Genomic DNA, 25,242 nt, shown 5'->3' with positions numbered 1-25,242 from the left:
CGGACCTTGAGCGCGGTCGGGTCGGTGACGTAGCAGGCCAGCGAGTGCTCGCGGAAGATCTCGCTGGGCAGCTTCCCGCCGAAGTCGTGGCCGAGCCAGCGCTGGTTGGTGTAGTGCCGGTCGCAGCGGTCCAGGTAGAACGGGATCCAGCCGATGCCGGCCTCGGACCAGGCGATCTTCAGGTCCGGGTACCTGGTCATCGCGCCGCCCCACAGGAGGTCCTGCGCGGCGAAGGTGGAGACCTGGGTGGCCAGGATGATGATGTTGTCGATGGGTGCGTCGGGGGCGCCGTTGATCGCGCCGAAGCCCTGGCCGATGTGCAGGCACATGACGACCTCGAGCTCCGAGATGGTCTCGAAGAACGGGCCCCAGTAGTCCAGGTTGTGGTAGCTGGGCAGGCCCTGCAGGTGGGGCAGCTCCGGCATCGTGACGGCCTTGACGCCCTTGGCCGCGACGCGCTTGACCTCCTCGACGAGGGCCTGCGAGTCCCACACGGGCAGGATCGCGCAGGGGATCATGCGGCCCGGGTAGGCCGTGCACCACTCGTCGATGTGCCAGTCGTTGTAGGCCTTCAGCATGATGAGGGCGAGGTCCTTGTCCTTCGCCTCCTGGAAGTACCGCGCGCTGAAGCCGGCGAAGGACGGGAAGCACATCGAGGACAGGATCCCGTTGCGGTTCATGTCCTTGATCCGCTCGTGGATGTCGTAGGCACCCGGGCGCATCTCGGCGAACGTGGCGGGGTTCAGGCCCCACTCCTCGTTGGGCCAGCCGACGACGGCGTTGAGGCCGACGGTCCCCATCGAGTTGCCCTGGAACCACCACTTCTCGTAGCCGTTCTCGTCCGGGATGGACTTGGGCGCCTCGTCCTTGTACTTCTCGGGGACGTGGTTCTTGAACATGTCGGGCGGCTCGACGACGTGGTCGTCGATACTGATCATGATCATGTCTTCGACGTTCATGCCCGTACCTCTCTCTTCTGCGACATCTCTGGAAATCCTGCTCGGGAGCTGACGTGCGACGGTGCCGGGCCGGTCACCAGGAGCCGACCTCGGGGATCACCTTGGAGCCGATGAGCTCCAGCTGGGCCTCGGACCCGAGGTCGGGGACCCATCCGTAGACGGTGGTGAAACCGGCGTCGTGCAGGCGGCGGAGCTCCCGGAGGACCCCGTCGACCCCGTCGGGGCCCTCGACGTCGAACGTGAAGAGCGCCGTCTTCTCGATCTCGTCGGGGTTGCGGCCGACCTCCGCGCACCGCTCGCGCAGGCGCGTGATCTTCTGGCCGGCCTCCTCGCCGCCCCACACGTTCATGGCGTCGGCGTACTGGGCGACGAGCTTCAGCGTGCGCAGCTCTCCGCCGCCGCCGATCATGATCCGGGGACGCGGCCGCGAGACCGGCCGCGGCTCGTTGAGCGTCTGGCCCAGCTGGAAGTGCTCGGTCACGATCGGGTCGTCGCTGTCGCTCCACATCTGCGTGCAGATGCGGACCGTCTCCTCCAGCCGCTGGTAGCGGCCGTCGTGGTGGTCGTAGGGCAGCCCCAGGCCGGTGGCCTCCTGCTCGTTCCACCCCTGACCGAGGGCCAGCCAGGTGCGGCCGCCGGAGAGCACGTCGAGGGTGGTGACCATCTTCGCGAGCAGGCCGGGCGCCCGGTAGGTGGCGGCCGTGACGAGGGGCTGCAGCTCGATCGTGGAGGTGTGGCCGGCGAGGTACGCCAGCGTCGTGTACGCCTCCAGCATCGGCTCGTTCTCCTCGCCGATGAGGCTGATCTGCCAGAGGTGGTCGGTGACGCTGAGCCGGGCGAAGCCGACGTCCTCCGCGGCGCGGGCGATGCGGGCGAGGGCCGGCCCCATGTCCTGCGGCTCGCCGAGGTGGGAGTAGTCGTTCAGGTGGAGACCGAGCTTCATGCAGCGCTCCTCGACACCCGGCGGACCTTGCGGATGATTCGACGTGTTGACATCGGTCACATCATCGCGTGCCGACGCTCGGAAGGCAATCGTACGGCTTGCGATAGCGGAGTGTGACCCAGTTCATCCGATGGCGGCAAGGATGTCCGCCGGGAGACGCCGTGTCCATGCCGGCGGCCGACCGTCGCGGGGAGGCGCCGCGGGCCTCGTCGCGGTGGACGACGGTCGAGGAGGAGGAGAGCCGCCTGTCGGAATCGAACCGACGACCTTCTCATTACGAGTGAGATGCTCTACCGACTGAGCTAAGGCGGCGGACGTGCTGGACAAGCCTACGACACCGCCTCCGCGGAGCCGCGCACCGGTCAGCGGCGATCGACGGGGAGTCGCAGCGCCACGGTGAGCGCCTCCACGGCGAACTGCGGCTTCACGTTCTGGTCCAGCGCCGTCCGGCAGGCCAGCACCGCGTCGATCCGCCGCAGCGCGCCCTCGGCGCCGACGCGGGCGGCGAGCTCCTCGGCGTCCGCCCGCCGGTCGGGGTGGGCCAGCGCCGGCGGTCCGATGTCGGAACCGCGGGCGGCCGCGAGCACGAGCGCATCGCGGTAGAGCGCGGCGAGGTCGACCAGCGCGCGGTCGAGGGAGTCCCGGCCCATCCGGGTGGCCCGCGACTTCTGCCGCTTCTCCAGCTCCTTGAGCTGGCCGGCGCCCCGGCTGGCGGCCGCGACCCCCGGGCCGCGGGCGCCCACCCCGAGGCTGGCCTTCACGGCCTCGGTCTCCACCCCGTCGAGGGCCGCGGTGGCCTGGTCGGACTCCTCCTTGGCCGCGGCCACGAGGTCGTCGGCGGCGGTGAGGCAGGCCGCGAGGGACACCAGCGACAGCGGCACGTCGAGCACGGCCTTGCGCGACAGCCGCGCGCCCTCGTCGCGCGCCAGGCGCCGGGCCCGGCCGACGTGCCCGCCCGAGGCCGCCGCGGCCCACGCCGCCATCGCCGGGTCCACCCCGTCGCGACGGGCCAGCACGTCGGCGATGGCCTCCGCCCGCGGGGTGCGCAGCGCGACGACGCGGCACCGCGAGCGGATCGTCACCATGATGTCGTCGGGGTGCAGGCTGGGCGTGCAGAGCATGAAGACCGTCCGCGGCGGCGGCTCCTCGAGCATCTTCAGCACGGTGTTGGCCGCGCGCTCGGGCATGCGGTCGGCGTCCTCGATGATGATCACCTGCCAGCGCCCCTGGGACGGCGCGCGCCCGGCGATCCGGACGATCTCCCGGACGTCGGCGACGCCGAGCGACAGGCCCTCGGGGATGACCGTCTGCACGTCGGCGTGGGTGCCGGCCAGGACCGTGCGGCAGGCGTGGCAGGTGCCGTCGCCGCCCTCGGGGCACTGCAGGGCGGCGGCGAACGCGCGGGCGGCGACCGACCGCCCGGACCCCGGCGGCCCGGTGAACAGCCACGCGTGGGTCATGGCCGTCGGGTCCTCGACGGCCCCGCGCAGGATCGCGACGACGTCGTCCTGGCCGACCAGGCCGTCCCAGACGGTCACCGCGGCAGCGCCGGGTCGAGCAGCGCCGCGACGCGGGCGCGGATGGCGGCGGCCAGGTCGTCGGCGGGGAGGGTCGCGTCCAGCACCAGGTAGCGGTGCGGCTCGGCGGCCGCCAGCTCGCGGAACGTCGCCCGGACGCGCTCGTGGAACTCCAGCGACTCGGCCTCCATCCGGTCGGCGGCGGCCCGGCCCCGGGCCCGGGCCAGCCCGGTCACCGGCGGGAGGTCCAGCAGCACGGTCAGATCGGGCACCAGCCCCCCGGTCGCCCACCGGGACAGCGCGGCCACCTCCTCGCGCGGGATCGCCCGCCCCGCGCCCTGGTAGGCCAGCGAGCTGTCCACGTAGCGGTCGGTGACCACCACCTCGCCGGCGGCCAGGGCCGGACGCAGCACCGCGTCGACGTGCTGCGCGCGGTCGGCGGCGTAGAGCAGCGCCTCCGCGCGCGGGCTCAGCGCCAGGTCGGCCCGGTCCAGCAGCAGCTGCCGGACCACCGTGCCGGCCGGGGTGTCGCCGGGCTCGAAGGTGGCGCGCACGGCGCGACCGCGCCCGGCGAGCTCCTCGGTGAGGAGCCGCACCTGCGTGGACTTGCCCGCGCCCTCCCCGCCCTCGAAGGCGAGGAAGAGCCCGCGGTGGGCGGCGTCGGACACGGGGATGGCGGGCTCCCGGGGAGGCGTGCGGCGGGTCGGGTGCGCCGGTGGGCGCGCGGGCGCCACGGTACCGGCCGGGAGCGACGGTCCCGGTCCGCTCGTAGGGTCGGCGTCGTGGCCGGCCCCGACGTGCCCGCGGGCCGCTGGGACCCGGGGCAGTACCTCCGCTTCGGCGACGAGCGGGCCCGGCCGTTCGCCGACCTCCTCGCCCGGGTGACCGTGGCCGGCCCCCGGGTCGTGGTCGACCTCGGCTGCGGCGAGGGCGGGGCGACCGCGTCGCTGGCCCGGCGCTGGCCCGGGGCGCGGGTCACCGGCGTCGACTCCTCCGCCGAGATGCTCGCCGCCGCGGCCGCGCACGCCGTCCCGGGTCGGGTGTCGTTCGTCGCCGGCGACGTCCGCGGGTGGCGACCGGACGAGCCCGTCGACGTGCTCGTCACCAACGCCGTCCTGCACTGGGTGCCCGGCCACGCGGACCTCCTGCGCCGCTGGGCCGGGGGGCTGGCCCCCGGTGGGCAGCTGGCGCTGCAGGTCCCCGGCAACGCCGGCGCGCCCACGCACCGGCTGCTCGCCGAGCTCTGCGCCTCGGGCCGGTGGGGGGCCCGGGCGGCAGCGGCCGCTCCCCCGCCCCGGCCGGTGCTGGACCCGGCCGGCTACCTGGAGGTGCTCGAGGCGGCCGGGCTGCGCGCCGAGGCCTGGGAGACGACCTACCTGCACGTGCTCACCGGCCCGGACCCGGTGCTCGGCTGGGTCGCCGGAACGGTGCTCCGGCCGGTCCTCGCCGTCCTGGACGACGCCGCGGCCGCCGACCTCACCGCGGCCTACGCGGCGGCCCTGCGAGCGGCCTACCCGCCCCGCCCGGACGGGACGACGGTGCTGCCCTTCCGCCGCGTGTTCGCCGTCGGCACCCGGGCGGCGTAGCCCGGAGCCGTCGGGTCAGCGCGGGTCGAGGCGGTAGGCGTCCGTCCGGTACGGCAGCTCGAGCTCGGCGCGGCCGCGGGTGTCGGGGTGGCGCGCCAGCAGGTCCCGCAGGCCGTCGAGGAACGCCGTCCGCGCGGCGTCGTCCATCGTGGCGACGTAGCTGCGCGTACCGATGCCGCCGACCACCTGCTCCGGGGTCACCCGCTGCACCACCGACGACCGGGCGTGGGTGACGCGGGCCGGGAGCGCGCGCGCGATCGCGTCGACGACGGTCCGGTCGGCCTCGTGCCCGCGGGCCTCGGCGGCGAGCGCCTCCCCCAGGGCCCGCACCCACGCCACCCGCTCGTCCCGGCTGTTCCAGACGAGGCCGACGACCCCGGCCGGCCGCAGCACCCGCCGCAGCTCGGCGGCGGCCCGCGCGGGGTCGAACCAGTGCGCCGCCTGGCCGGCGACCACCGCGTCGACGGAGGCCCCGGCCAGGGGGATCGCCTCGGCCGCGCCGGTGGCCGCCGCCGCCCGCGGCAGGCGCGACCGCAGCTGGGCGAGCATCGGCGGTGCGGGATCGACGGCCACCACCCGGTGGCCTGCGGCCAGCAGCGCCTCGGTCAGCAGCCCGGTGCCGGCGCCGAGGTCCAGCACCCGCCGCGGCCGCGCGCCCAGGAGGTGGCCCACCGCGTCGGCCGGATAGCCCGGCCGGAGCGCGGCGTAGTCGGCCGCGACCGACCCGAAGGACGTGCGGCGCGCCTGCCAGGCGGCCGGGTCCAGCGAGCCGGTCACGGCCGGCTCAGGCCAGCGGCACGGCGTCCGCGGAGGAGGCGGCCTTCTTCGCGGCCGGGGCCTTCTTCGCGGTCGTCTTCTTCGCGGTCGTCTTCTTGGCGGGGGTCTTCTTGGCGGGGGTCTTCTTCGCCGTCGTCTTCCTGGCGGGCTTCTTCGGGGCGCTGCGCCGGTCGGCGAGGAGCTCCGCGGCCCGCTCCAGGGTGATCGACTCGACGTCGTCGCCCTTGCGGAGGCTGGCGTTGGTCTCGCCGTCTGTCACGTAGGGGCCGAAGCGGCCCTCGCGCACCGTGATCGCGCCCTCGGTCACCGGGTCGGGACCCAGCTCCTTCAGCGGCGCCTTCGCCGCGGCCCGGCCCCGCTGCTTGGGCTGGGCGAAGATCGCCAGCGCCTCCTCGAGGGTGACGCTGAACAGCTTGTCCTCGCCCTCGATCGAGCGGGAGTCGGTGCCCTTCTTCAGGTACGGCCCGTACCGGCCGTTGAGCGCCTGGATCTCCTCGCCGTCGGGCGCCGAGCCCACGGTGCGCGGCAGGCTGAGCAGCTTGAGCGCGTCGTCGAGGGTCAGCGTCTCCGGGGACATCGAGGCGAACAGGCTCCCGGTGCGCGGCGCGTCCTTGCTGCCCTCGGGCACCACGGTGGTCACGTACGGCCCGTAGCGCCCGGCCTTGACGACGACGGGATGCCCGGACTCCGGGTCGGTGCCCAGCTCGCGGTCGCTGGACGGGGCGGCGAGCAGCTCGGTGACCTTCTCGGCGGTCAGCTCGTCGGGCGCCAGCTCCTCGGGGATGCTGACGCGCCCGCCGTCCTCACCGGCCTGCAGGTAGGGGCCGTAGCGGCCGACGCGGACGACCACGGGCTCGCCGGCGGGGCCGGTCGCCCGCAGCGGGATGGAGTTGACCCCGCGCGCGTCGATCTCCTCCAGCCGCTGCCCGATGACCTGCTTCAGCCCGCCCGACCGGGCGATCGCGCCGGCGTGCCCGCCCTCGCCGCCGAAGTAGAACTCGGTCAGCCAGGTGACCCGCTGGAGGGTGCCCCCGGCGATCTCGTCCAGCTCCTCCTCGAGGGAGGCGGTGAAGTCGTAGTCGACGAGCTGGGCGAAGTGCTGCTCCAGCAGGTTGACCACGGCGAACGCGACGAAGGAGGGCACCAGGGCGGCGCCCTTCTTCCAGACGTACCCGCGGTCCTGGATGGTCTGCATGATCGACGCGTAGGTCGACGGGCGGCCGATGCCGAGCTCCTCCAGCCGCGCGACGAGGCTCGGCTCGGTGTAGCGGGACGGCGGCGAGGTGGTGTGGCCCTTGGCGTCGAGCTGGCGGGTGTCCAGTTGCTGGCCCCGCTCGACGCGAGGCAGCCGGCGCTCGGCGTCGTCGCTGCCCTGGTCGTCGTCCGTGCTGGCGCCGTTGCCCTCGTCGCGGGACTCGACGTAGGCCCGCAGGAAGCCGGGGAAGGTGATCGTGCGGCCGCTGGCGGTGAACTCGACGGCCTCGTCGGTGGCGCTGCGGCCGGCCAGCCGGATGCTCACCGTCTGCCCGACGGCGTCGGCCATCTGCGAGGCGACCGTGCGCTGCCAGATCAGCTCGTAGAGCCGGAACTCGTCGCGGGCGAGCTGGCCGGCGAGCTGACCGGGCGTGCGGAAGCTGTCGCCGGCGGGGCGGATCGCCTCGTGGGCCTCCTGCGCGCCCTTGGCCTTCTTGGCGTAGCGCCGCGCCTCGGCCGGCACGTAGGCGTCGCCGTAGAGCTCGCGGGCCTGGGTGCGCGCGGCGTTGATCGCCTCGTTCGACAGGTTCGTCGAGTCGGTGCGCATGTAGGTGATGTGACCGTTCTCGTACAGCCGCTGCGCCACCCGCATGACCTGCGCCGAGGACCAGCCGAGCTTGCGGCCGGCGTCCATCTGCAGGCTCGAGGTGGTGAACGGCGCGTACGGCCGGCGGCGGTAGGGCTTCTCGTCGACCCGGCTGACGCCGACCTGGCGGCCCTCGAGGCGGGCTGCCAGCCCGCGGGCGCCGGCCTCGTCGAGGTGGACGACCTCGCCGGTGACCCGGCCGGTGGCCGGGTCGAAGTCGCGGCCGGTGGCGACGCGGCTGTCGTCGACGCTGACGAGCTTGGCGCGCAGCGTCGTCGGCTCGCCCTCGTCGGTACCTGCGGCCTTGCCGGGGACGGCGAAGGTGCCCTCCAGCGACCAGTAGCCGGCGGCGTGGAAGGCCATCCGCTCCCGCTCGCGCTCGACCACGATCCGGGTGGCCACGGACTGCACGCGGCCCGCCGACAGCCTCGGCAGGACCTTCTTCCACAGCACCGGGCTGACCTCGTAGCCGTAGAGGCGGTCGAGGATGCGGCGGGTCTCCTGCGCGTCGACCAGCGCGGTGTCCAGCTCGCGCGGGTTGGCGACGGCGCGGGCGATCGCCTCGGGGGTGATCTCGTGGAAGACCATGCGCCGCACGGGGACCCGCGGCTTGAGCGTGTCCACCAGGTGCCAGGCGATGGCCTCGCCCTCGCGGTCCTCATCGGTGGCGAGGTAGACCTCGCTCGCCTCCTTCACCAGCTGCTTGAGCCGGCTGACCTGCTGCCTGCGGTCGGGGCTGACCACGTAGAGCGGCTCGAAGCCGTTGTCGACGTCCACGCCGAGCCGCGCCCACGCAGCGCCCTTGTGCTCGGCCGGGACGTCCGCGGCGTTGCGCGGCAGGTCACGGATGTGCCCGACGCTGGCCTCGACCATGTACCCGGCGCCCAGGAACTTGCCGATCATCTCGGCCTTCTTGGGCGACTCCACGATGACCAGCGGCCGCCCCCCGGCCGCCGCGGTGCGGCGGCGGGACGGCGCGCGGGTCCCGCCGGCGGTCTCGGCGGCGGGCTCGATGCCGGTATCGGTGCCGGTCGTCGCGGTCTTCGTGGGGGGCACGGTGCTCCTGTCGGTGGTGCTCTGGCTGCGGGTTCCGGCGTCACGACGCCGCGGTACGCCGGATCGCTCGTCCGCCCTCGGCGACGCCACGGTAGGCCACGACCCCGCTACGGCACCGCGTGGCGACCGTGAGCGGGCGTGCCGACACCCGCTCCAATGACCGGCGCGGGCGCCGTGTTCCCGGACCTCACCCCTCATGGGGACCGGCCACCACCACACCGATCGCGGCCAGTGTCGGGCGGTCGGCGGCGAAGTAGTCGCCGTGCCCCATGGTCGCCTCGGTCGGCAGCGTCCTCGCGTCGAGCGGGGAGTCGGGGTCTGCGGGCTGCTCGCCGTGGATCTCCAGCCAGGTGACGGGGTCGAACGGAGCCGAGGCCTCGTACACGTCGTCCACCTCGATGCCGTCGGCGTCGTTGTCGATCCCCGGGCTGCCGGCGAGGACGAGCGCGTCGGCCGCGAGGTGCCCCGCGGCGTCGGCCGCCCGGTCGCTGACCACCGTGCCGTAGCTGTGGGCCACGACCGTCACCCGCGCCGGGTCGTGCGCGCGGGTGGCGGCCACCCCGTCGAGGGTGCGGTCCAGCGCCGCGCCGCCGATCCGCGCCTGGTCGTCGCGCCAGCCCTGCGCGAGGTTCACCGGCGGCCGGTAGCCGAACCAGGCCACCGTGGCGACGGCCAGACCCGGTGCGGCGGCGACGGCCGCGTCCGCGACGGCGGCCGCGTCGTCCGCGACGTCGTCGAGCTCCTGGATCGGGTCGTTGCCGACGCCGGGGACCACCAGCGCGACGGCATCGGCGGTGTCGAGGTTCCCGATGGCGAGCGCGACGAGCTCGTACCCGGGGTCGAACTGGTACAGCTGCACGACCTCGCCGGCCTCCTCCCGGGCGCGGATCTCGTTCGCCGTGGCCGTCGCCACCGCGAAGCCGGGGTCACCCGGCACCACGTCCGCCAGCAGCAGCCGGTTCGCGCGGTCCCGCGCCCATGCCGGGACGCCGTCGAGCAGCCCGATGAGCCCCGGCGAGCCCTCGATCCAGCCGAGTCGCTGCTCCTCCGACATCGCCGACCACCAGGCGGCCACCTCGGCCGGAGCCAGCGGTGGTCGTGCCGGTGGCGCGACCCCGGACAGCCCGACGCGGGCGACCAGCTCCGGGAAGTCGGCCGCCGCCGTGCGGCCGTCGAAGCCCACGCCCGCCAGCACCGCGACCGCGTCGGCGGCCGCGAGGGCGGCCCGGTCCGCGGACAGCAGGGCCTCTCCGGCCAGCTCCCCCGCCCACTGCGCCGCGGCGGCCTGCTCGGCGATCTCGGCGTACTGGCGTTCCAGCGCCTGGGCGGGGTCGAGGGCGGGATCGAGGGGCACCGGCGGCAGCGCGCCCGGTCGGCCGGCCTCGTCCAGGGCGACCGGGATCGCCGCGGCGGCCGCCAGGGCCTCGCCGGCGAGCTCGGTCGCGGTGCGGGCGGCGGCCACCATCCGGTCGGCGTCCTCGAGCGACCGGACCAGCGCGGCGGTGGTCTCGGTGACGACCGTCGAGACCCGCCGCAGGCTGCCGGCGGCCGCGGCACCGGCCGGCCCCTGCCAGCACTCGGTGGTCTCCAGGGTCCGGCCCACGCCCTCCATCCGGCCCCGCCAGGACACCAGGCGCTCCCCGACCGACCCCAGGGTCGCGACCGCGTTGCCCAGGAGTGCGACCTCCCACCGCGCGACGGCGGACACCCCCGAGCTGCTCACGGCGCCGCCACCCCGCCGAGCACGTACAGGTGCCGGTCGGACAGCTGCGCCTCCTGCAGCCGGTAGGAGCGGACGGCGGCGCGGAGGGAGCCGGCGACCGCATCGGTGCCCTCCGCCAGCAGCGCGACCAGCTCCGCCCAGCCGGTGCCGAGTTGCGCGGCGGCGCCCGCGACCTCGCCGTCGGCCGCCGTGCCGAACGTGTAGACCGCCGAGCGGCAGAGGTCGGCCTCGCTCGCGAGCTCGGCGGACAGCGCGGCCAGTTCGTCGGCCAGCCCCTCCAGCGTCTCGAACTGGACGACGATGCTGTCGGACACGACACGACCTCCCGGTGGACGGAACCGGCCCTTCCGGACCGGTGCCGCGGCACGTTAGGGAGCGGCGCCGTTCCCGGGCGTTCGTCGTCCACATCCCGCGGCTGCGTCCACAGCCGCCCACCCCGGACCCCGCGCCGGCCTCCGCCGCCGCAGGATCCGGGGCATGGACTCAGGGAGCGGTCGCGGTGAGCTGCTCGCCGGAGGTCGGGGCCTCCGCGCCACCGACCACGACCGACCGCCGCTTGGAGACGACGATGCCCGCGACGATCACCGCGGCGGCGACCAGCGCGATCAGCACCCGCATGCCGGTGTTCTCGTCCTCGCCGAGCGACAGGCTCACCACGGCCGGGGCGATGATCAGCGCCACCAGGTTCATCACCTTGAGCAGCGGGTTGATCGCCGGGCCGGCGGTGTCCTTGAACGGGTCGCCGACGGTGTCGCCGATGACCGTGGCGGCGTGGGCCTCGCTGCCCTTCCCGCCGTGGGCCCCGTCCTCCACCATCTTCTTGGCGTTGTCCCAGGCTCCACCGGAGTTGGCGAGGAAGACCGCCATCAGCGTGCCAGTCGCGATGGCCCCCACGAGGAAGGCCGCCAGCGGGCCGACGCCGAGGCCGAAGCCGACGGCGACCGGCGCCAGCACGGCCATGAGCCCGGGCGTGGCCAGCTCCCGCAGCGAGTCCTTGGTGCAGATGTCGACCACGCGGCTGTAGTCGGGCCGCTCGCTGAAGTCCATGATCCCGGGGTGGGTGCGGAACTGCTCCCGCACCTCGAACACGACCCGGCCGGCGGCCCGGGAGACCGCGCTGATCAGCAGGCCGCTGAACAGGAACACCACCGATGCGCCCAGCAGGGCGCCGACGATGTTGTTCGGGTTCACCAGGCTGAACGCGTCGCCGAGCGTGGCCTCAGCCTCCTCCAGCGCGACCCCGACCTGGGCGTTGTACGAGCCGAACAGCGCCGTCGCGGCGAGGACGGCCGTCGCGATGGCGATCCCCTTGGTGATGGCCTTGGTCGTGTTGCCGACCGCGTCGAGGTCGGTCAGGACCCGGGCGCCCTCCTCGTCGATGTCGCCGGACATCTCCGCGATGCCCTGGGCGTTGTCGCTCACCGGGCCGAAGGTGTCCATCGCGACGATGACGCCGGCGGTCGTGAGCAGCCCGCACCCGGCGAGGGCCACGGCGTAGAGGGCCGCACCGCCGCCGATGAGGAAGGCCAGGTACACGGCGCCGCCGATGAGCAGGGCCGCGTAGACCGCGCTCTCCAGGCCGAGCGAGATGCCGGAGAGGATGACCGTCGCCGGGCCCGTGAGCGAGCTGCGGCCGACGTCCTTGACCGGCTTGCGCGAGGTCTCGGTGAAGTAGCCGGTGAGCTGCTGGATGGCCGCGGCCAGCACGATGCCCACGAGGACGGACAGGAAGCCCAGCACCTGCGGGCTGACCACCGTGTCCTCGAGGTCGGCGACGCTGGGCAGCACCGTGAACGACGCCGCGGCCACGAGCACCAGCGAGACGACCGCCGAGGTGAAGAAGCCCCGGTTGATCGGCGCCAACCCGCTGGAGTCGTTGCGCCCCGGGTTGCTGGCGAGGACCCCGACGACCGACGCGATCACGCCGACGGCGGCCACGACCAGCGGGAACACCATCCCGTCGGCCCCCAGGAACACCTGGCCGAGGATGAGCGCCGCCACGAGCGTGACCGCGTAGGACTCGAAGAGGTCCGCGGCCATGCCGGCGCAGTCACCCACGTTGTCGCCCACGTTGTCGGCGATCGTCGCGGCGTTGCGGGGGTCGTCCTCGGGGATGCCCGCCTCGACCTTGCCGACCAGGTCGGCACCGACGTCGGCGGCCTTGGTGAAGATGCCGCCGCCGACGCGCATGAACATGGCCAGCAGCGCCCCGCCGAAGCCGAAGCCCTCCAGGACGACCGGCGCGGTCTCGTCGAACAGCAGCAGCGCCAGCGAGGCCCCGAACAGGCCCAGGCCGATCGTGATCATCCCGACGACCCCGCCGGTGCGGTACGCGATGCGGAACGCGGGCACGTACCCGCCGCCGCGCGCGGCCGCCGCGACCCGGACGTTGCCCCGGGTCGCGAGCGTCATGCCGATGAAGCCGACCGACGCCGAGAACAGGGCGCCGACGAGGAAGAAGACCGCCCGCCCCAGCTTGGTGCCCCAGCCGCCCTCGGCGACGGGGAGCACGAGGAGCAGCAGGAACACGACGACGGCGAACAGCCCGAGGGTGCGGAACTGTCTGCGCAGGTAGGCCGCCGCGCCTTCCTGCACCGCCCGGGCGATGTCACGCATCGTCGTCGTCCCCTGGTCGGCGGCCATGACGGCCCGCACCAGGTACGCGGCGAACGCGAGGGCGGCGAGGGAGATGGCGAGGACGACGACGACGAGCGCCACGTCCCCGCTCGACAGAGCGGTCTCCGGCATGTGGTTCCTCCCAGCGGTCAGCGACTGCCGGGACACACGCGCCCCGGACGGCGGAGGTCACGTCCGCTCGGACGGGCTCGCCGGGCCGGACGCCGCGTGAGTGTAAGCGGGATCACACCCGATTCCGGTAGTCCCCCATCGAGACCGTTACGCGACCGGGCCCCGGACGCCGTGCGGTCGGCGCTCTCCCGTGCGTTGCGGGCAGGTGTGACAGTGGAGGGGTGACGACGCTCCAGTCGGTCCGGTCGGCTCCCCCTCCCGACCGCGGCCCCGGCCCCGGTTCCGGGGCCGGCCCCGAGGGGGGCGCAGCGCCGGCGGGGGTCCTGCCCGGGGCCGATCTGCTCGAGGACCTGCTGTCCGGAACGCCGACCGACGAGCAGCCTGTCACCCACGTGCACCGGCTGCCCGTCCGCGAGAGCCGCACCCTGCCCTGGCCGGAGTGGGTGGCCCCGGACCTGCGGCAACGCCTGGAGGACCACGGCGTGCGCGCCCCGTACCGGCACCAGGTCGAGGCCGCCCAGCTCGCGCACGACGGGACGTCGGTGGTGGTGGCGACCGGTACCGCGTCGGGCAAGTCGCTGGCCTACCAGCTGCCCGCGCTGAGCCGGCTGGCCGAGGACGACCGCGCGTGCGTCCTCTACCTGGCGCCCACCAAGGCCCTGGCCCGGGACCAGCTGGCCGCGGTCGCCGCGCTGGCCGACCCGTCGGTACGCCCGGCCGCCTATGACGGCGACACCCCCATGGAGGAGCGGGACTGGGTCCGCCGGCACTCGCGCTGGATCGTGACCAACCCGGACATGCTGCACCGCGGCGTGCTGCCGGCCCACCAGAAGTGGTCCTCGACGCTGCGCCGGGTGGCCTACGTGGTCATCGACGAGTGCCACGCCTATCGCGGGGTGTTCGGCTCGCACGTGGGCCACGTGCTGCGCCGGCTGCGCCGGATCTGCCGCCGCTACGGCGCCGAGCCGGTGTTCGTGCTGGCCTCGGCCACGGTGAGCGACCCCGCCGGAGCCGCCGGCCGGCTGGTCGGCGCCCCCGTCGTGGCCGTGACCGACGACGGCTCGCCCCGCCCCGGGGCCACGTTCGCGCTGTGGGAGCCACCGCTGACCGAGCGCACCGGGGAGCACGGCGCCCCGCTGCGCCGCTCGGCGGCGAACGACACCGCGTCGCTGCTCGCGGACCTGGTGGAGCGGCAGGCGCGCACGCTGGCCTTCGTGCGGTCGCGGCGCAGCGCCGAGTCCGTCGCCGACCAGGCCCGGCGGGTCCTCGTCGAGCGGGGGCGCGCGGACCTGGCCGGACGGGTCGACTCCTACCGCGGCGGCTACCTGCCCGAGGAGCGCCGCGAGTTGGAGCGCGCCCTCTCCTCGGGCGAGCTGCTCGGCGTCGCGACGACCAACGCGCTCGAGCTCGGCATCGACATCGCCGGCCTGGACGCCGTGGTGCTGGCCGGTTACCCCGGCACGCTGGCGTCGCTGTGGCAGCAGGCGGGCCGCGCCGGCCGGGCGCAGCGCGAGTCGCTGGTCGTCTTCGTGGCCCGCGACGACCCGCTGGACCACTACCTCGCCCACCACCCCCGCGCGGTCTTCGGCCGGCCGGTGGAGGCGACCGTCACCGATCCGAGCAACCCCTACGTGCTCGGCCCCCAGTTGTGCTGCGCGGCGGCCGAGCTGCCGCTGGTCCCGGCGGACCTCGCGGAGTTCGGCGGCCCCGTCGCCGAGGCCCGGGTCGAGGAACTGGTCGCCGAGGGCCTGCTCCGGCGGCGGCCGACCGGCTGGTACTGGGCGGGCCGCGGGCGGCCGGACGTGGACATCCGCGGGGACGGCGCCGCTCCGGTGTCGATCATCGAGGGGGCCACCGGCCGGCTCCTGGGCACCGTCGACGGCGGCGCCGCGCACTCGACGGTGCACACCGGCGCGCTGTACGTGCACCGCGGCGAGACGTTCGTCGTCGACGAGTACGACGTCGAGGACGCGTGCGCGGTCGTGCACCCCGAGTCCCCGGAGTGGACGACGGTGGCCCGCGACGTCACCGACCTCTCCGTGGTCGACGTCGACCGGTCGCGCCGGCTGCGCACCGTCACCGCGCACACCGGCGTCGTCGACGTGGTCAACCAGGTGGTGGCCTACCAGCGCCGGCGGCAGGGCTCGGGCGAGGTGCTCGCCGAGTTCCCGCTGGACCTCCCGCCGCGCCAGCTGCGCACCCGCGCGGTCTGGCTGACGCTGGACGAGCGGGCCGTCGACCGCGCCGAGGTCGACGACGCGACGCTGCCGGGCGCCCTGCACGCCGCCGAGCACGCCGCGATCGGCCTGCTGCCGCTGCTGGCGACGTGCGACCGCTGGGACCTGGGCGGGCTCTCCACCGCGGTGCACCCGGACACCGGCGCGGCGACGATCTTCGTCTACGACGGGCACCCGGGCGGCGCGGGATTCGCCGAGCGCGGGTACGCCACGCTCCGCCGGTGGCTGCAGGCCACCCGGGCGACCATCGCCAGCTGCGAGTGCGAGAGCGGCTGCCCCTCGTGCGTGCAGTCGCCCAAGTGCGGCAACGGCAACGACCCGCTGGACAAGGCCGGCGCCGTGCGGGTCCTCGACGTCGTCCTCGACGAGCTCGCGGCCGCCGACGAGCGGCAGGGCGGTGACCTCCAGGACGAGGATCTGCAGGACGGGGACCTGCAGGACGGGGATCTCGGGGACGCCGGGGCGGCTCGCGAGGCCGACGCCGGGGCGGCTTCCGACGCCGATGCCGGGGTGGCTCCCGGGGCCGAGGACGACCTCGTCTTCTGAGCGAGCCCCTCGGCGGCGGTGGTCACCGGACCGGCGCGGGCGCGGGCCTGCGCGGGCCGGACGCCCACGGGGCCCAGCCGCACGGGGACCTCGACGGTCACGGTGACGACCGCACCGTCGTCCACCGCGCAGCTGCGCAGCACCCCTCCGTTCGCCCGTGCCACCTCGCCCGCGACGGCGCAGGCGGCGGGATCACCGACGACCGCCCGGCCCGCACCGGCGAGCGCCGCGAGATCGGCCGCCGCGGCGGCCCGGTGCCGCGCCACCACGGCCGCGCCGACCAGGAAGGCCGCGGCGCCGACCAGCGCCAGCACGGCGGCGACCGCGATGGTCCACACGGTGGCCGACCCGCGCTCCGGGCCGCCGCCCTCCGCGCCGGCGGTCACGGAGCCGCCCCGGCGGCCGGCTCGCGCACGCCGGTCGCGGTGGCGGACACCTCGACCCGCCACGGCAGGGGTCCCAGCGGCGAGATCGTGGCGGAGACGGTGACGCGCACCTGCTCCTCCCCGCCCCCGATCTCGATCCGCGCTCCGGGCGGCGCCGCCCGGCCCGCCAGCTCCGTGACCACGCCGCCTTGCTCGCCGCGAGCCGCCGCCCGGGCGCCCTCCCGGGCGGCGTCGACGCAGCGCAGCTGGGCACCGACCACGACGACCGCGGCGACCGAACCGGCCAGGACCAGCAGCAGCACGGGCAGCACGACCGCCGTTTCGGCCGTGACCATGCCGGCCTCCCCGTGCAGCCTCCGCGGCGCCCGCCACCCCACCGCCCGCCGACGCAGCAACAGCACGGTCAGCCCAGGGTGGAGAGCGCGGAGGCGACCAGGTCGCCGAGCGCGGTGACGATCGACCCGCCCGTGACCACCTTGTAGAGCACCGCGGCGAAGGCGCAGGCGGCGATGGTCCCGACCGCGTACTCAGCGGTGCTCATCCCCGCCTCCGGCTCGTCGACCAGCCTCGCCCACCGGTCGGCCAGCCGCTCGGCCGCGGGCCGATCCGCGGCGCCGCCGTCCCCGGCCCGTTCCGGCGCTGTGGCCTGGTGCTGTTCGGTCATGGGTCCTCCTCGCTCAGGGGCCCGCCGTCCGGGCCGCTGTACCGACCCTCGTGCTGCCCCGGCACCGGGACCACGGGCCGGCGCCGTCTGTGGAGACGGCCCGGGGCTGTGGACGGCGGGACCTCCGGACGGTTCAGGGCAGCACGTCGGCCGCGATGCCCAGCACCATGGGCGCGACCCCGAGGCAGACGAAGGCCGGGAGGAAGCACGCCCCCAGCGGGGCCAGCACCCAGACCCCGGCGGCCCGCACCCGGGCCTCCGTGCGCGCCCGCAGCTCGGCCCGGGAGTCGGTCGCCAGGGCCCGCAGCGCGGGGACGACCGACGAGCCCGACTCGCCGGCCCGCGCCATGACCCGGCCCAGCCCGGCCACGGGACCGGGCACGCCCGCCCAGGCGGCGAGCGCCGCCGAGCCCAGGCGGTAGCGGCCGCCGACCGCCGCGAGCTCGGTGCCGAGCGGGCCAGTCAGCGCGGCGGCCACCGACTCGAGGGCGCCGCCCACCGGCAGGCCCGCCGACAGGCACACGGCCAGGAGGTCGCAGGCGATGGGCAGCTCGTCCTCCAGCCCCGCGTGCACCCGGCGGGCGTCGACCTCCTCCGACCGGCGGAGCAGCCGGTCCACGCCGACCGCGACGGCCACGCCCACCACCAGCCCGAGCACTCCCCCGGCGACCAGCGCGGTCCCGCTGCCGCTTCCCGCCGCCAGCAGCAGCCGCCGCCGCGTGCGGCCCGCGAGGTCGTCGGCGGCGGTCCGCGCGGCCTCCGCCGGCCCGCGGGCCAGCGCACGCGCGCGGGCCGGCCCCGGCGACGGCGCCCAGAGCACGAGCGCCGCGGCCGCGGCGGCGCATCCGGCCGCCAGAGACGCACCGACGCTCACCGCGCCGCCCGGCGCACCAGCCACCCGGTCCAGAGCAGACCCGCCCCCTCGAGCGCGACGCCCACGACCAGCAGCACCTGGCCGGAGCCGGTGGTCGTCAGCACGCCCCAGGGATCGGCGCCCACTCCGCTGCCCATGAGCAGGGCGAGCACCGGCAGCCCGGCCAGCAGCGCCGCGCTGGCCCGCGGACCGGCCAGGGCCGTCCGCAGTTCCAGCCGGTGCCGGCGCCGCGCCCGCAGGTCGTCCTCGACCGCACCGGTCACCGCCGCCAGGGAGCAGCCGGTCCGGACGCTCAGCCGGACCGCGGACGCCAGCCGGGCCACCGCGACCTCCCCGGCCCCGGCGTCCGGCCCGGCCGCCGGGACCGAGGCGGGCGCCCGCACCGCCCGGACGAGCGCGTCGGCACCGGCGGGGTCCGCGCACGCGGCGCCGGCCGCGGCGGCCGCGTCCGCCATCGCGCGCCCGCTGCGCAGCTCGGCGGCCAGCGCGCCCAGTGCCTCGGTGAGGGCATCGACGCGCTGCTCCTCCACCTCCTCGCGGCGGCTCCGCTGCCGGGCCAGCACGGCGCCGCCCACGCAGGCGGCCGCCAGCACCGCGACCAGCGGCGTGCTCGTCGTCGCCGCGGCCAGCGCCGCCGCGGCGGCCGCGACCGCGGGCAGCCGACTCCCCCATGCCACCGGTCGCCGGACCGCCGGCAGCCGGCCGCGGCTGCGCCCGGCCGGCCACAGCAGCAGGGCGCCGGCGGCCAGCAGCAGCGGCACGCCGGGCCCTCCTCCGGTCACGGCCGGCCACCGGTCAGCAGCTGCTCGAGCCGGCCGCGCCCGGGGCAGGCGGCTCCGTCGGCCCGCCAGGCCGGCTCCACCCCGACCAGATCCCCGGCCCGGCGGACGACGCCGATCTCGGACACCCGCCGCACGCCCGCGGTCCGCCGCAGGTGCACCACCACGGCCAGCGCCGCCGCGGTCTGGCTGTGCACCGCGGCACGGTCCAGTCCGGCCGCGACGCCGAGCGCCTCGAGCCGGGCGGGCACCTCGGCTGGCCGGTTGGCGTGCAGCGTGCCGCAGCCGCCGTCGTGCCCGGTGTTCAGTGCGGCGAGGAGGTCGGTGACCTCGGCACCGCGCACCTCCCCGACCACCAGCCGGTCCGGGCGCATCCGCAGGGCCTGGCGGACCAGGTCGCGCAGCCCCACCGCGCCCACGCCCTCGACGTTAGGTGGGCGGGTGACGAGGCCGACCACGTGCGGATGGTCGGGGGTCAGCTCGGGCGCGTCCTCGCACAGCACGATCCGCTCGCCGCGGTCGACCAGCCCGAGCAGCGCCGACAGCAGCGTGGTCTTGCCCGACCCGGTGCCGCCGGTGACCAGGAAGGCCGGCCGCGCGGCGACCAGCGCCCGCAGCAGCGCCGCCGACTCCCCCGGCAGCGTGCCGCGGGCGGCCAGGTCGTCGAGGCCCAGCGAGCAGCGGCGCAGCACCCGCAGCGAGAGGCAGGTACCCCGGGCGGACACCGGCGACAGGACCGCGTGCAGCCGCGTGCCGTCGGGCAGGCCCGCGTCCACCCACGGCGCGGCGTCGTCGAGGCGGCGCCCGGCTGCCGCGGCCAGGCGGACCGCCAGCCGGCGCACCGCGTCGTCGTCGGGAAACCGGACGGCGGCGCGCTCCAGCCCGGCACCGCGGTCCACCCAGACCTCGTCCGGCCCGTTGACCAGCACGTCGCTGGTGCCGGGCGCGCGCAGCAGTTCCTCCAGCGGACCGGCGCCGGCGAGCTCGTCGACCGCCGCCCGGACGGCGGAGAGCACGGTCGCGTCGCCGGCCAGGCTGCCGGCCTCCTCGCGCACCAGGGCTGCCACGGCCGACCGGCTGGGCGACGCCGGTCCGGTGGCCAGCCGGGCCCGGACCCGCTCGACGAGCGGCGGCCCGGTCACGAACGGCTCCCGACCGGCGCCGGCAGCGCCCCGAGCACCGCCCGCGCGACCGCGCCCCACGGTGACCGGTGCCCGACCGGTGGCGGCTCGCCCCGCTCTCCCCGGGCCGGCGCCCAGCGGTCGTGCGCCAGCTCGGCGAGCACCGGCCGCCCCAGCACCCGGGCCACCTCGGGCACGTCGAGGCCGCCCGGCACGCGGCGGACCACCGGACGGGCGGCGGTCCACGGCGTGCGGCCGCCGGCATCGGCGTCCAGGAGCGAGGCCGCGGCGCACGCGGCGCGCACCCGGCCGGGCACGACGAGCACCGCGAGGTCCGCCTCGGCGAGGACGGCCTCGGCGAGGGAGTCCCCTGCCGGCCCCGCGCTGCGGGGCAGGTCGACCACGACGGGCCAGCCGCCCGAGCGGCCCGCCTCGACGACGGCCGCCACGGCCTCGGGCGCCGGCGGCGCGGGCGCCGCCCGGGAGGCGGCGAGGACGCCGACCCCGCCGACGGTGGGGAGGGCCGCCAGGACCGCCTCCCCCGAGACGCGGCCGCGGAGCCCGGCGAGCTCGGGCCAGCGCAACCCGTCGGCGGACTCGGCCCCCAGCAGCAGGTCCAGGCCGCCGCCGAAGCCGTCCCCGTCGACCAGCAGCGCGCCGTGCCCCGCCGCCGCGGCCAGCGCGACCGCGGCCGCGAGGGTGCTGGCTCCCGCGCCTCCGCAGGCGCCCCCCACCACGATCAGCCGGCCCCGCTCCACCGGCTCCCGCAGCGCGGCCCCGGCACGCTGAAGCACCCACGCCTCGTCGGCCGGCAGCACCGCCACCCGCTCCACGCCCAGCTCCACCGCGGCCGCCCAGCCGAGCGGAGGCAGCTCGCCCCGCGCGAGCACCACGACGCCCGGCCGGCGCGGCAGGGCGCGGACCGGCCCGGAGGCCAGGGCGTCGGCGCCGAGGAGCACCAGCGGCGCCTCGCGGTGCGCCCGCCGCAGCGCCGGCCCCGCCGTGGCCACCTCCGGCTCGGCACCGGCGGCGGCGAGCAGCCGCAGCGCCTCGTCGAGGAGTTCCTCGTCGGCGCTCACGAGAAGGGGGCGGACGCGATCGGCTGCGGGCACCCGGCCAGCCCACGACGCGACCGGCGGGAACGCGAGGGATCCGTGGGACCTGTGGACGACCCGATCGGGTGTGGACGGCGGAGGAGCCCCGTTCCACCCCGGGCGTGCCCTTACAGTCGTGAACCGTGACCCGCGCAGCGGCGTTCTTCGACCTGGACAAGACGATCATCGCCAAGTCCAGCACCCTGGCCTTCGGCCGGCCGTTCTTCGACGGTGGGCTGATCAACCGCCGCACCGTGCTCAAGGGCGCCTACGCCCAGTTCGTCTTCTCCCTGGCCGGTGCCGACGCCGACCAGATGGAGCGGATGCGCTCGCAGATCACCCGGATGTGCACCGGGTGGGACGTCGCGACCGTGCACGACATCGTGCGGGAGACGCTGCACGAGATCGTCGACCCGCTGGTCTACGCCGAGGCGGCGGACCTGATCGAGGAGCACCGGGCGGCGGGGCGGGAGATCGTCATCGTCTCCAGCAGCGGCGCCGAGATGGTGGAGCCCATCGGCGAGATGCTGGGCGCCGACCGGGTCGTCGCGACGCGGATGGTGACCGAGGACGGCCGGTACACCGGCGAGATCGACTTCTACGCCTACGGCGAGAACAAGGCGTCAGCGATGCGCGAGGTGGCCGCCCGGAGCGGCTACGACCTGTCCGACTGCTACGCCTACAGCGACTCGATCACCGACCTGCCGATGCTCTCGGCCGTCGGTCATCCCACCGCGGTCAACCCCGACCGCGGCCTGCGCCGGGCGGCCGCCGAGCGCGGCTGGCCGGTCCTGGAGTTCAGCCGCCCCGTGTCGATGCGCTCGCGGTTCGCCGTGCCGGCGGCGCCGGTGGTGACCGGCGCGGCGATGGGCGTCGGCGCGGCCGTCGTGGGCCTGGCCTGGTACGCCCGCCGGCGCGCGCTGCGGGAGACCGCGGGGCCGCCCACCCCGGCGCCGGTGCCCGGGCGGCGTCGCGGCCGCGGCGCCTGAGCCGCACCCTCGTCCCGGCGGGTCACCGCCACTCGCCTCCCCCGCTGGGCCATCCTGCGGGTCGTGCTGACCGTTGCGCTGGCCTGGACGGCGGTCCTCGCCTCCGTCGTCGCCGCCGCGCTGTTCGGCCAGACCGCGCGCGGCGGCGCACCGCGGCGCCGGCGGCGGTCGGTCGCCCGCACCCGCGCGGGGTTGGCGGTCGCCATGTCCGGACCGTGGCTGGTGCTGGTCCTCGGAGTCGCGGCCGGTGCGGTCACCGGGGCGTGGCTCGCCGCGGCGGCGGGCACGGTGGCCGGCGTCGTGGCCGTGGCGACGGCCGGGCTGGTCCTCGTCCCGCGCTGACGCCCCGAGCCGAGTGCTCCCGCGCCGGTCAGCCGCGCACGATCGCCTCGGCGATGGCCAGCCCCTCGACGGCGCCGTGCTCGGTGGCCCGGCAGCAGTGCACCAGCCAGCCGGCCACGCCGTCCGGCTCGCCCGACGCGTAGCCGGCCAGCGCCGCCGCGTAGGCCTCGCGACCCAGCTCGGCGAACCCCATCTCGGGGACGGAGACCGCCTTGGGGTCCAGCCCGCGGTCGATGCCGGTCAGCCGCCCGGCGGCCCGGGCCACCACGCCGTCCGCCGTGCCGAACGGCGCGAGGGCCGCGAGCTCGCCGTGCACCAGCCCGGCCACCAGGACGGCGGGCACCGTGCTGGTGGCGGTGACGAGGGTGAACAGCCCGGACAGCCGCGGGCCCGCGTGCGGCCGCGGCCGGCCGAGCTCCGCGCTGTCGACGAGGTCTGCGGCGGCGAGCACGTGCAGGCGGGCGAGCACCTGGCCCGGCGCGCGCGACCACGTCTCCACGAGCGAGCCCAGCGCCACGGAGGCGCGCAGCGCGCCCTGCACCACCGGGTCCTCCACCGAGCCGGCCCGGATGTCGGCCAGCGGGACGTCGACGCCCTCCAGCGCCGCGGAGGCCCGGGCGCCGCGCAACGCGGACTCGGCGCTGACCTCGGCGGAGCGGTTGCGCATCAGCCGGTGCCGCAGCAGCCGGTCGATCGCCGCCCGGGCCGCCTCGGCGGCGTCGCGCACCCCCGTCAGCTCCAGGAGCGGAGCCAGCGGGTCGGGTGCGGGCGGGCGGGGAGCGGCGGCGGCGCCCGGTCGGAGGGGGATGGTCACGGCGTCGACGGTACGAGGCCTCGCGGGCGGCGGGCCGGGCCCCTCGCCCGGGCCCCCGCCCGGGGCCCCGGCCACGACGGCGGCGGCGCGCCGGCCGCGGGCCCGACTACGCTCCGCCTGCCATGTCGCGTCCGCTCACCCTCCTGCTGGTCCGCCACGGGCAGAGCGAGTGGAACGCCGCCGGGCGGCTGCAGGGCCAGACGGCCGGGATCCCGCTGACCGATCTCGGCCACGCCCAGGCGGCGGCCGCAGCGCGCGAGCTCGCCGGTCTCCGCCCCGGGGTCCTGGTCTCCAGCGACCTGCACAGGGCGCTGCAGACGGCCGAGCACTGCGCGCGCGCCACGGGCCTGCCGGTGAGCACCACCCCGGCGCTGCGCGAGCAGGGGTACGGCGTGCTCGAGGGCCGCCCGTCGCGGGAGCTGTGGGATGTCGTCGACTGGACCGACCCGCACTGGGCGGCCGAGGGCGGGGAGAGCCTGGCAGAACTGCACGGGCGGGTGGCCGCCTACCTGGAGCACCTGTGCGCCGAGCGCCCCGCCGACGTCGTCGCGCTGGTGACCCACGGCGACACGATCCGTGCCGCGCAGGCCGTGGCCGGCGGCCTGGGTCCCGACGCCCTGCCGGCGGTCACCCCGCACAACGGCACGGTGACCCGGCTGGAGATCTGCCGGTGAGCCGGGTGCTGGTTCTCGGCGGGTCCCGGTCGGGAAAGTCCGCGCACGCGGAGGCGCTCGTCGCCGACGCCCCCGACGTCGTCTACCTGGCGGCCGGCGCTCCGGTTCCCGGCGACGCCGAGTGGGCGGCGCGGGTGGCCGCCCACCGCGCCCGGCGCCCCGCCTCCTGGACGACGCTGGAGACCACCGCTCCCAGCGAGCTGCTGCGCCGGGGCACCGTCCTGGTCGACAGCGTGACCACGTGGGTCGCGGCCCTCCTGGACGAGAGCGGCGTGTGGGCCGACGAGTCGGGGGCGACGGAGCGCCTGGCCCGCCGCTGCGACGCCCTCGTGGAGGCGTGGACGATGACGCCCGCGCACGTCGTCGCCGTGAGCGACGAGGTCGGTCTGGGCGTGGTGCCGGAGACGCGGTCCGGGCGGCTGTTCCGGGACACGCTCGGCACGGTCAACCAGCGACTGGCGGGCACCGCCGACGAGGTGTGGTTCGTGGTCGCCGGACTGCCCCAGCGCCTGCGGTGACCGTGCCGGACGACGCTGCGCCGGACGGCACCGGGCGGGGCGATGCTGTGCCAAGACGGCGCAGACCGTGGGCCGGGCCGCTGGAGTCCGCGGCACTGCTCACCGTGCTGCGGGTGCCGGCCGGCGCGGCGGCCTCGACCCGCGGGGTGCTGCCCTGGGCGCCGCTGGTCGGGCTCGTGCTCGGCGGCCTGGCCGCGGGTGCCGGGGAGGCGGGCGCCGCGCTCGTCTCGCCGCTGACCGGCGCGGTGCTCGCCGTCGCGCTGACGGCCGCGCTCACCCGGGGCCTGCACCTGGACGGGCTGGCCGACACCGCCGACGGGCTCGGCCCGCTGCGCGGGCGGGAGCGTGCCCTGGAGGTGATGCGGCAGGGCGATGTGGGGCCGTTCGGGGTCCTGACGCTGGTCCTCACGCTGCTGCTGCAGGTCGCCGCCGGCGCCGCGCTGCTGGGCACGGACGGCGGCTGGGTCGCGGTGGCGACCGCGGTCGTCGTCGCCCGCCTGGCGATGACGCGGTGCGGGCTGCGCGGCGTGCCCACGGCCCAGGGGTCGTCACTGGGCCGGGCAGTGGCCGGCACGGTCTCGGCGCCGTGGCTGGCCGGTGCGCTCGTCGTCGCCGCCGCCGTGATCGCGGGTGTGGCGGCCCTGGTCGCGGGACCGGGCGCGGTCTGGCGACTGCTCGTCGCCGCGGCGGCGGGGCTGCTCGCCGCCGAGCTGCTGCGGGCGCGCGCGAGTGCCCGCCTCGGCGGGGTCAACGGGGACGTGATGGGGGCGATGGGCGAGGCGGCGGCGACCGTGGTCCTGCTGGTCGCCGCCGCCCTCGCCCAGCCGGTCGGCTAGCGCCGGCGCAGCAGTCCGCTCACCAGTCCGCCGAGGCCGCCCGCGGCCGGTGCTGCGGCCCGCCCGCGACCCGCCCGGCCACCGGTGCCCATGCCGGTCGAGCGGCCCACACCCCGTGCGGGGCGCGCGCCGGTGCGCCCGCCGCGGGCGGCTCCCCGTGCGGCGCTCTCTGCAGTGCCCATCAGTCGGTTCAGGATGCTCATGGGGAGGGGATGCCCG

23 protein-coding genes, 1 tRNA gene and 1 pseudogene are annotated in these 25,242 nt (G+C 76.6%); 7 read left to right on the top strand and 18 right to left on the bottom strand.

The features are described from left to right. The 5 genes from BMY88_RS22180 to tmk all read right to left on the bottom strand — a co-directional run. Positions 1-959, bottom strand: a 959-nt coding sequence (locus BMY88_RS22180; protein ID WP_091949182.1) for an amidohydrolase family protein, incomplete at its 3' end; no start/stop codon positions are given. A 73-nt stretch (positions 960-1,032) separates the two neighbouring features. Continuing rightward, complete coding sequence (locus BMY88_RS22175; RefSeq protein WP_091949179.1) at positions 1,033-1,902, bottom strand: TIGR03560 family F420-dependent LLM class oxidoreductase; 870 nt, start codon at positions 1,900-1,902, stop codon at positions 1,033-1,035. A gap of 239 nt (positions 1,903-2,141) precedes the next feature. Beyond that, positions 2,142-2,214, bottom strand: a tRNA-Thr gene (locus BMY88_RS22170). A 50-nt stretch (positions 2,215-2,264) separates the two neighbouring features. Next, positions 2,265-3,440, bottom strand: coding sequence for a DNA polymerase III subunit delta' (locus BMY88_RS22165; protein ID WP_091949176.1), 1,176 nt, complete (start codon positions 3,438-3,440; stop codon positions 2,265-2,267). Further along, entirely contained in the window at positions 3,437-4,087 is a 651-nt protein-coding gene (tmk, locus tag BMY88_RS22160) for a dTMP kinase (protein ID WP_244524861.1), read from the bottom strand. Before tmk ends, BMY88_RS22165 begins: the two co-directional genes overlap by 4 nt. Positions 4,088-4,201: 114 nt before the next feature. Between tmk and BMY88_RS22155 the strand changes: the two genes are divergently transcribed. Continuing rightward, positions 4,202-5,005, top strand: a complete 804-nt coding sequence (locus tag BMY88_RS22155; protein WP_244524860.1) for a methyltransferase domain-containing protein — start codon at positions 4,202-4,204, stop codon at positions 5,003-5,005. A 15-nt stretch (positions 5,006-5,020) separates the two neighbouring features. On the opposite strand, the gene BMY88_RS22150 is transcribed toward BMY88_RS22155, so the two are convergent. The 5 genes from BMY88_RS22150 to BMY88_RS22135 all read right to left on the bottom strand — a co-directional run bounded on the left by BMY88_RS22150 (position 5,021) and on the right by BMY88_RS22135 (position 13,149). Beyond that, on the bottom strand, positions 5,021-5,782 hold the full coding sequence (locus tag BMY88_RS22150) for a class I SAM-dependent methyltransferase (RefSeq protein ID WP_244524859.1): 762 nt from the start codon (positions 5,780-5,782) through the stop codon (positions 5,021-5,023). A 7-nt stretch (positions 5,783-5,789) separates the two neighbouring features. Next, a complete protein-coding gene (topA, locus tag BMY88_RS22145; protein ID WP_091949170.1) occupies positions 5,790-8,678 on the bottom strand; it encodes a type I DNA topoisomerase in 2,889 nt (962 codons plus the stop codon). 187 nt (positions 8,679-8,865) lie between these two features. After that, positions 8,866-10,401, bottom strand: a complete 1,536-nt coding sequence (locus tag BMY88_RS22140; protein ID WP_170861243.1) for an alpha/beta hydrolase — start codon at positions 10,399-10,401, stop codon at positions 8,866-8,868. Next, positions 10,398-10,715, bottom strand: a complete 318-nt coding sequence (locus BMY88_RS24010; protein WP_170861242.1) for a hypothetical protein — start codon at positions 10,713-10,715, stop codon at positions 10,398-10,400. The genes BMY88_RS22140 and BMY88_RS24010 overlap by 4 nt, the downstream gene beginning before the upstream one ends. A 169-nt stretch (positions 10,716-10,884) precedes the next feature. Beyond that, positions 10,885-13,149, bottom strand: coding sequence for a sodium-translocating pyrophosphatase (locus BMY88_RS22135; protein WP_091949164.1), 2,265 nt, complete (start codon positions 13,147-13,149; stop codon positions 10,885-10,887). 221 nt (positions 13,150-13,370) lie between these two features. On the opposite strand from BMY88_RS22135, the gene BMY88_RS22130 reads away from it, so the two are divergent. Beyond that, positions 13,371-15,932 (top strand): DEAD/DEAH box helicase, encoded by a 2,562-nt coding sequence (locus BMY88_RS22130; RefSeq protein ID WP_091949160.1) that lies wholly within the window; start codon positions 13,371-13,373, stop codon positions 15,930-15,932. A 38-nt stretch (positions 15,933-15,970) separates the two neighbouring features. Here the strand turns inward: BMY88_RS22130 and BMY88_RS24885 are convergent. From BMY88_RS24885 to ssd, 7 genes and pseudogenes are all read right to left on the bottom strand, one after another. Then, positions 15,971-16,318, bottom strand: a pseudogene (locus tag BMY88_RS24885) (Rv3654c family TadE-like protein); the annotation flags it as partial. Continuing rightward, entirely contained in the window at positions 16,315-16,653 is a 339-nt protein-coding gene (locus BMY88_RS22120; protein ID WP_091949157.1) for a TadE family type IV pilus minor pilin, read from the bottom strand. The pseudogene BMY88_RS24885 and the gene BMY88_RS22120, both read right to left, overlap by 4 nt. Before the next feature lie 68 nt (positions 16,654-16,721). Then, the gene (locus tag BMY88_RS22115; RefSeq protein WP_091949153.1) at positions 16,722-16,982 is read right to left on the bottom strand and encodes a DUF4244 domain-containing protein; all 261 of its coding nucleotides are present in this window, start codon (positions 16,980-16,982) and stop codon (positions 16,722-16,724) included. A gap of 133 nt (positions 16,983-17,115) precedes the next feature. After that, on the bottom strand, positions 17,116-17,856 hold the full coding sequence (locus BMY88_RS24215) for a type II secretion system F family protein (RefSeq protein ID WP_244524858.1): 741 nt from the start codon (positions 17,854-17,856) through the stop codon (positions 17,116-17,118). Beyond that, a complete protein-coding gene (locus BMY88_RS24210; protein WP_091949150.1) occupies positions 17,853-18,617 on the bottom strand; it encodes a type II secretion system F family protein in 765 nt (254 codons plus the stop codon). The genes BMY88_RS24215 and BMY88_RS24210 overlap by 4 nt, the downstream gene beginning before the upstream one ends. A 17-nt stretch (positions 18,618-18,634) precedes the next feature. Beyond that, the gene (locus BMY88_RS22100; RefSeq protein WP_091949206.1) at positions 18,635-19,777 is read right to left on the bottom strand and encodes a TadA family conjugal transfer-associated ATPase; all 1,143 of its coding nucleotides are present in this window, start codon (positions 19,775-19,777) and stop codon (positions 18,635-18,637) included. Then, positions 19,774-20,835, bottom strand: a complete 1,062-nt coding sequence (gene ssd / locus BMY88_RS22095) for a septum site-determining protein Ssd (RefSeq protein WP_244524857.1) — start codon at positions 20,833-20,835, stop codon at positions 19,774-19,776. Before ssd ends, BMY88_RS22100 begins: the two co-directional genes overlap by 4 nt. A 158-nt stretch (positions 20,836-20,993) precedes the next feature. Between ssd and BMY88_RS22090 the strand changes: the two genes are divergently transcribed. After that, on the top strand, positions 20,994-21,839 hold the full coding sequence (locus BMY88_RS22090) for an HAD family hydrolase (RefSeq protein WP_091949145.1): 846 nt from the start codon (positions 20,994-20,996) through the stop codon (positions 21,837-21,839). Positions 21,840-21,902: 63 nt separating this feature from the next. After that, the gene (locus BMY88_RS22085; protein WP_091949144.1) at positions 21,903-22,181 is read left to right on the top strand and encodes a hypothetical protein; all 279 of its coding nucleotides are present in this window, start codon (positions 21,903-21,905) and stop codon (positions 22,179-22,181) included. Positions 22,182-22,209: 28 nt separating this feature from the next. Here the strand turns inward: BMY88_RS22085 and BMY88_RS22080 are convergent, their stop codons facing one another. Beyond that, positions 22,210-22,995 carry a Fic family protein gene (locus BMY88_RS22080; protein WP_091949141.1) on the bottom strand — a complete coding sequence of 262 codons (786 nt, stop codon included), beginning with the start codon at positions 22,993-22,995 and terminating at the stop codon, positions 22,210-22,212. A 122-nt stretch (positions 22,996-23,117) separates the two neighbouring features. Between BMY88_RS22080 and BMY88_RS22075 the strand changes: the two genes are divergently transcribed. The 3 genes from BMY88_RS22075 to BMY88_RS22065 are packed head-to-tail and all read left to right on the top strand — an operon-like array spanning position 23,118 to position 25,023. Then, positions 23,118-23,669, top strand: a complete 552-nt coding sequence (locus BMY88_RS22075) for a histidine phosphatase family protein (protein WP_091949139.1) — start codon at positions 23,118-23,120, stop codon at positions 23,667-23,669. Then, positions 23,666-24,187, top strand: a complete 522-nt coding sequence (gene cobU / locus BMY88_RS22070; protein WP_091949136.1) for a bifunctional adenosylcobinamide kinase/adenosylcobinamide-phosphate guanylyltransferase — start codon at positions 23,666-23,668, stop codon at positions 24,185-24,187. The genes BMY88_RS22075 and cobU overlap by 4 nt, the downstream gene beginning before the upstream one ends. A gap of 2 nt (positions 24,188-24,189) precedes the next feature. Continuing rightward, positions 24,190-25,023, top strand: a complete 834-nt coding sequence (locus BMY88_RS22065) for an adenosylcobinamide-GDP ribazoletransferase (protein WP_342009673.1) — start codon at positions 24,190-24,192, stop codon at positions 25,021-25,023. Positions 25,024-25,242 lie beyond the last annotated feature (219 nt).

It is taken from the genome of Trujillonella endophytica (assembly GCF_900110555.1).
Lineage (GTDB): Bacteria > Actinomycetota > Actinomycetes > Mycobacteriales > Geodermatophilaceae > Trujillonella > Trujillonella endophytica.
The sequence above is the reverse complement of the archived record's forward strand: the minus strand, read 5'-3'. Positions and strand labels throughout refer to the sequence as shown.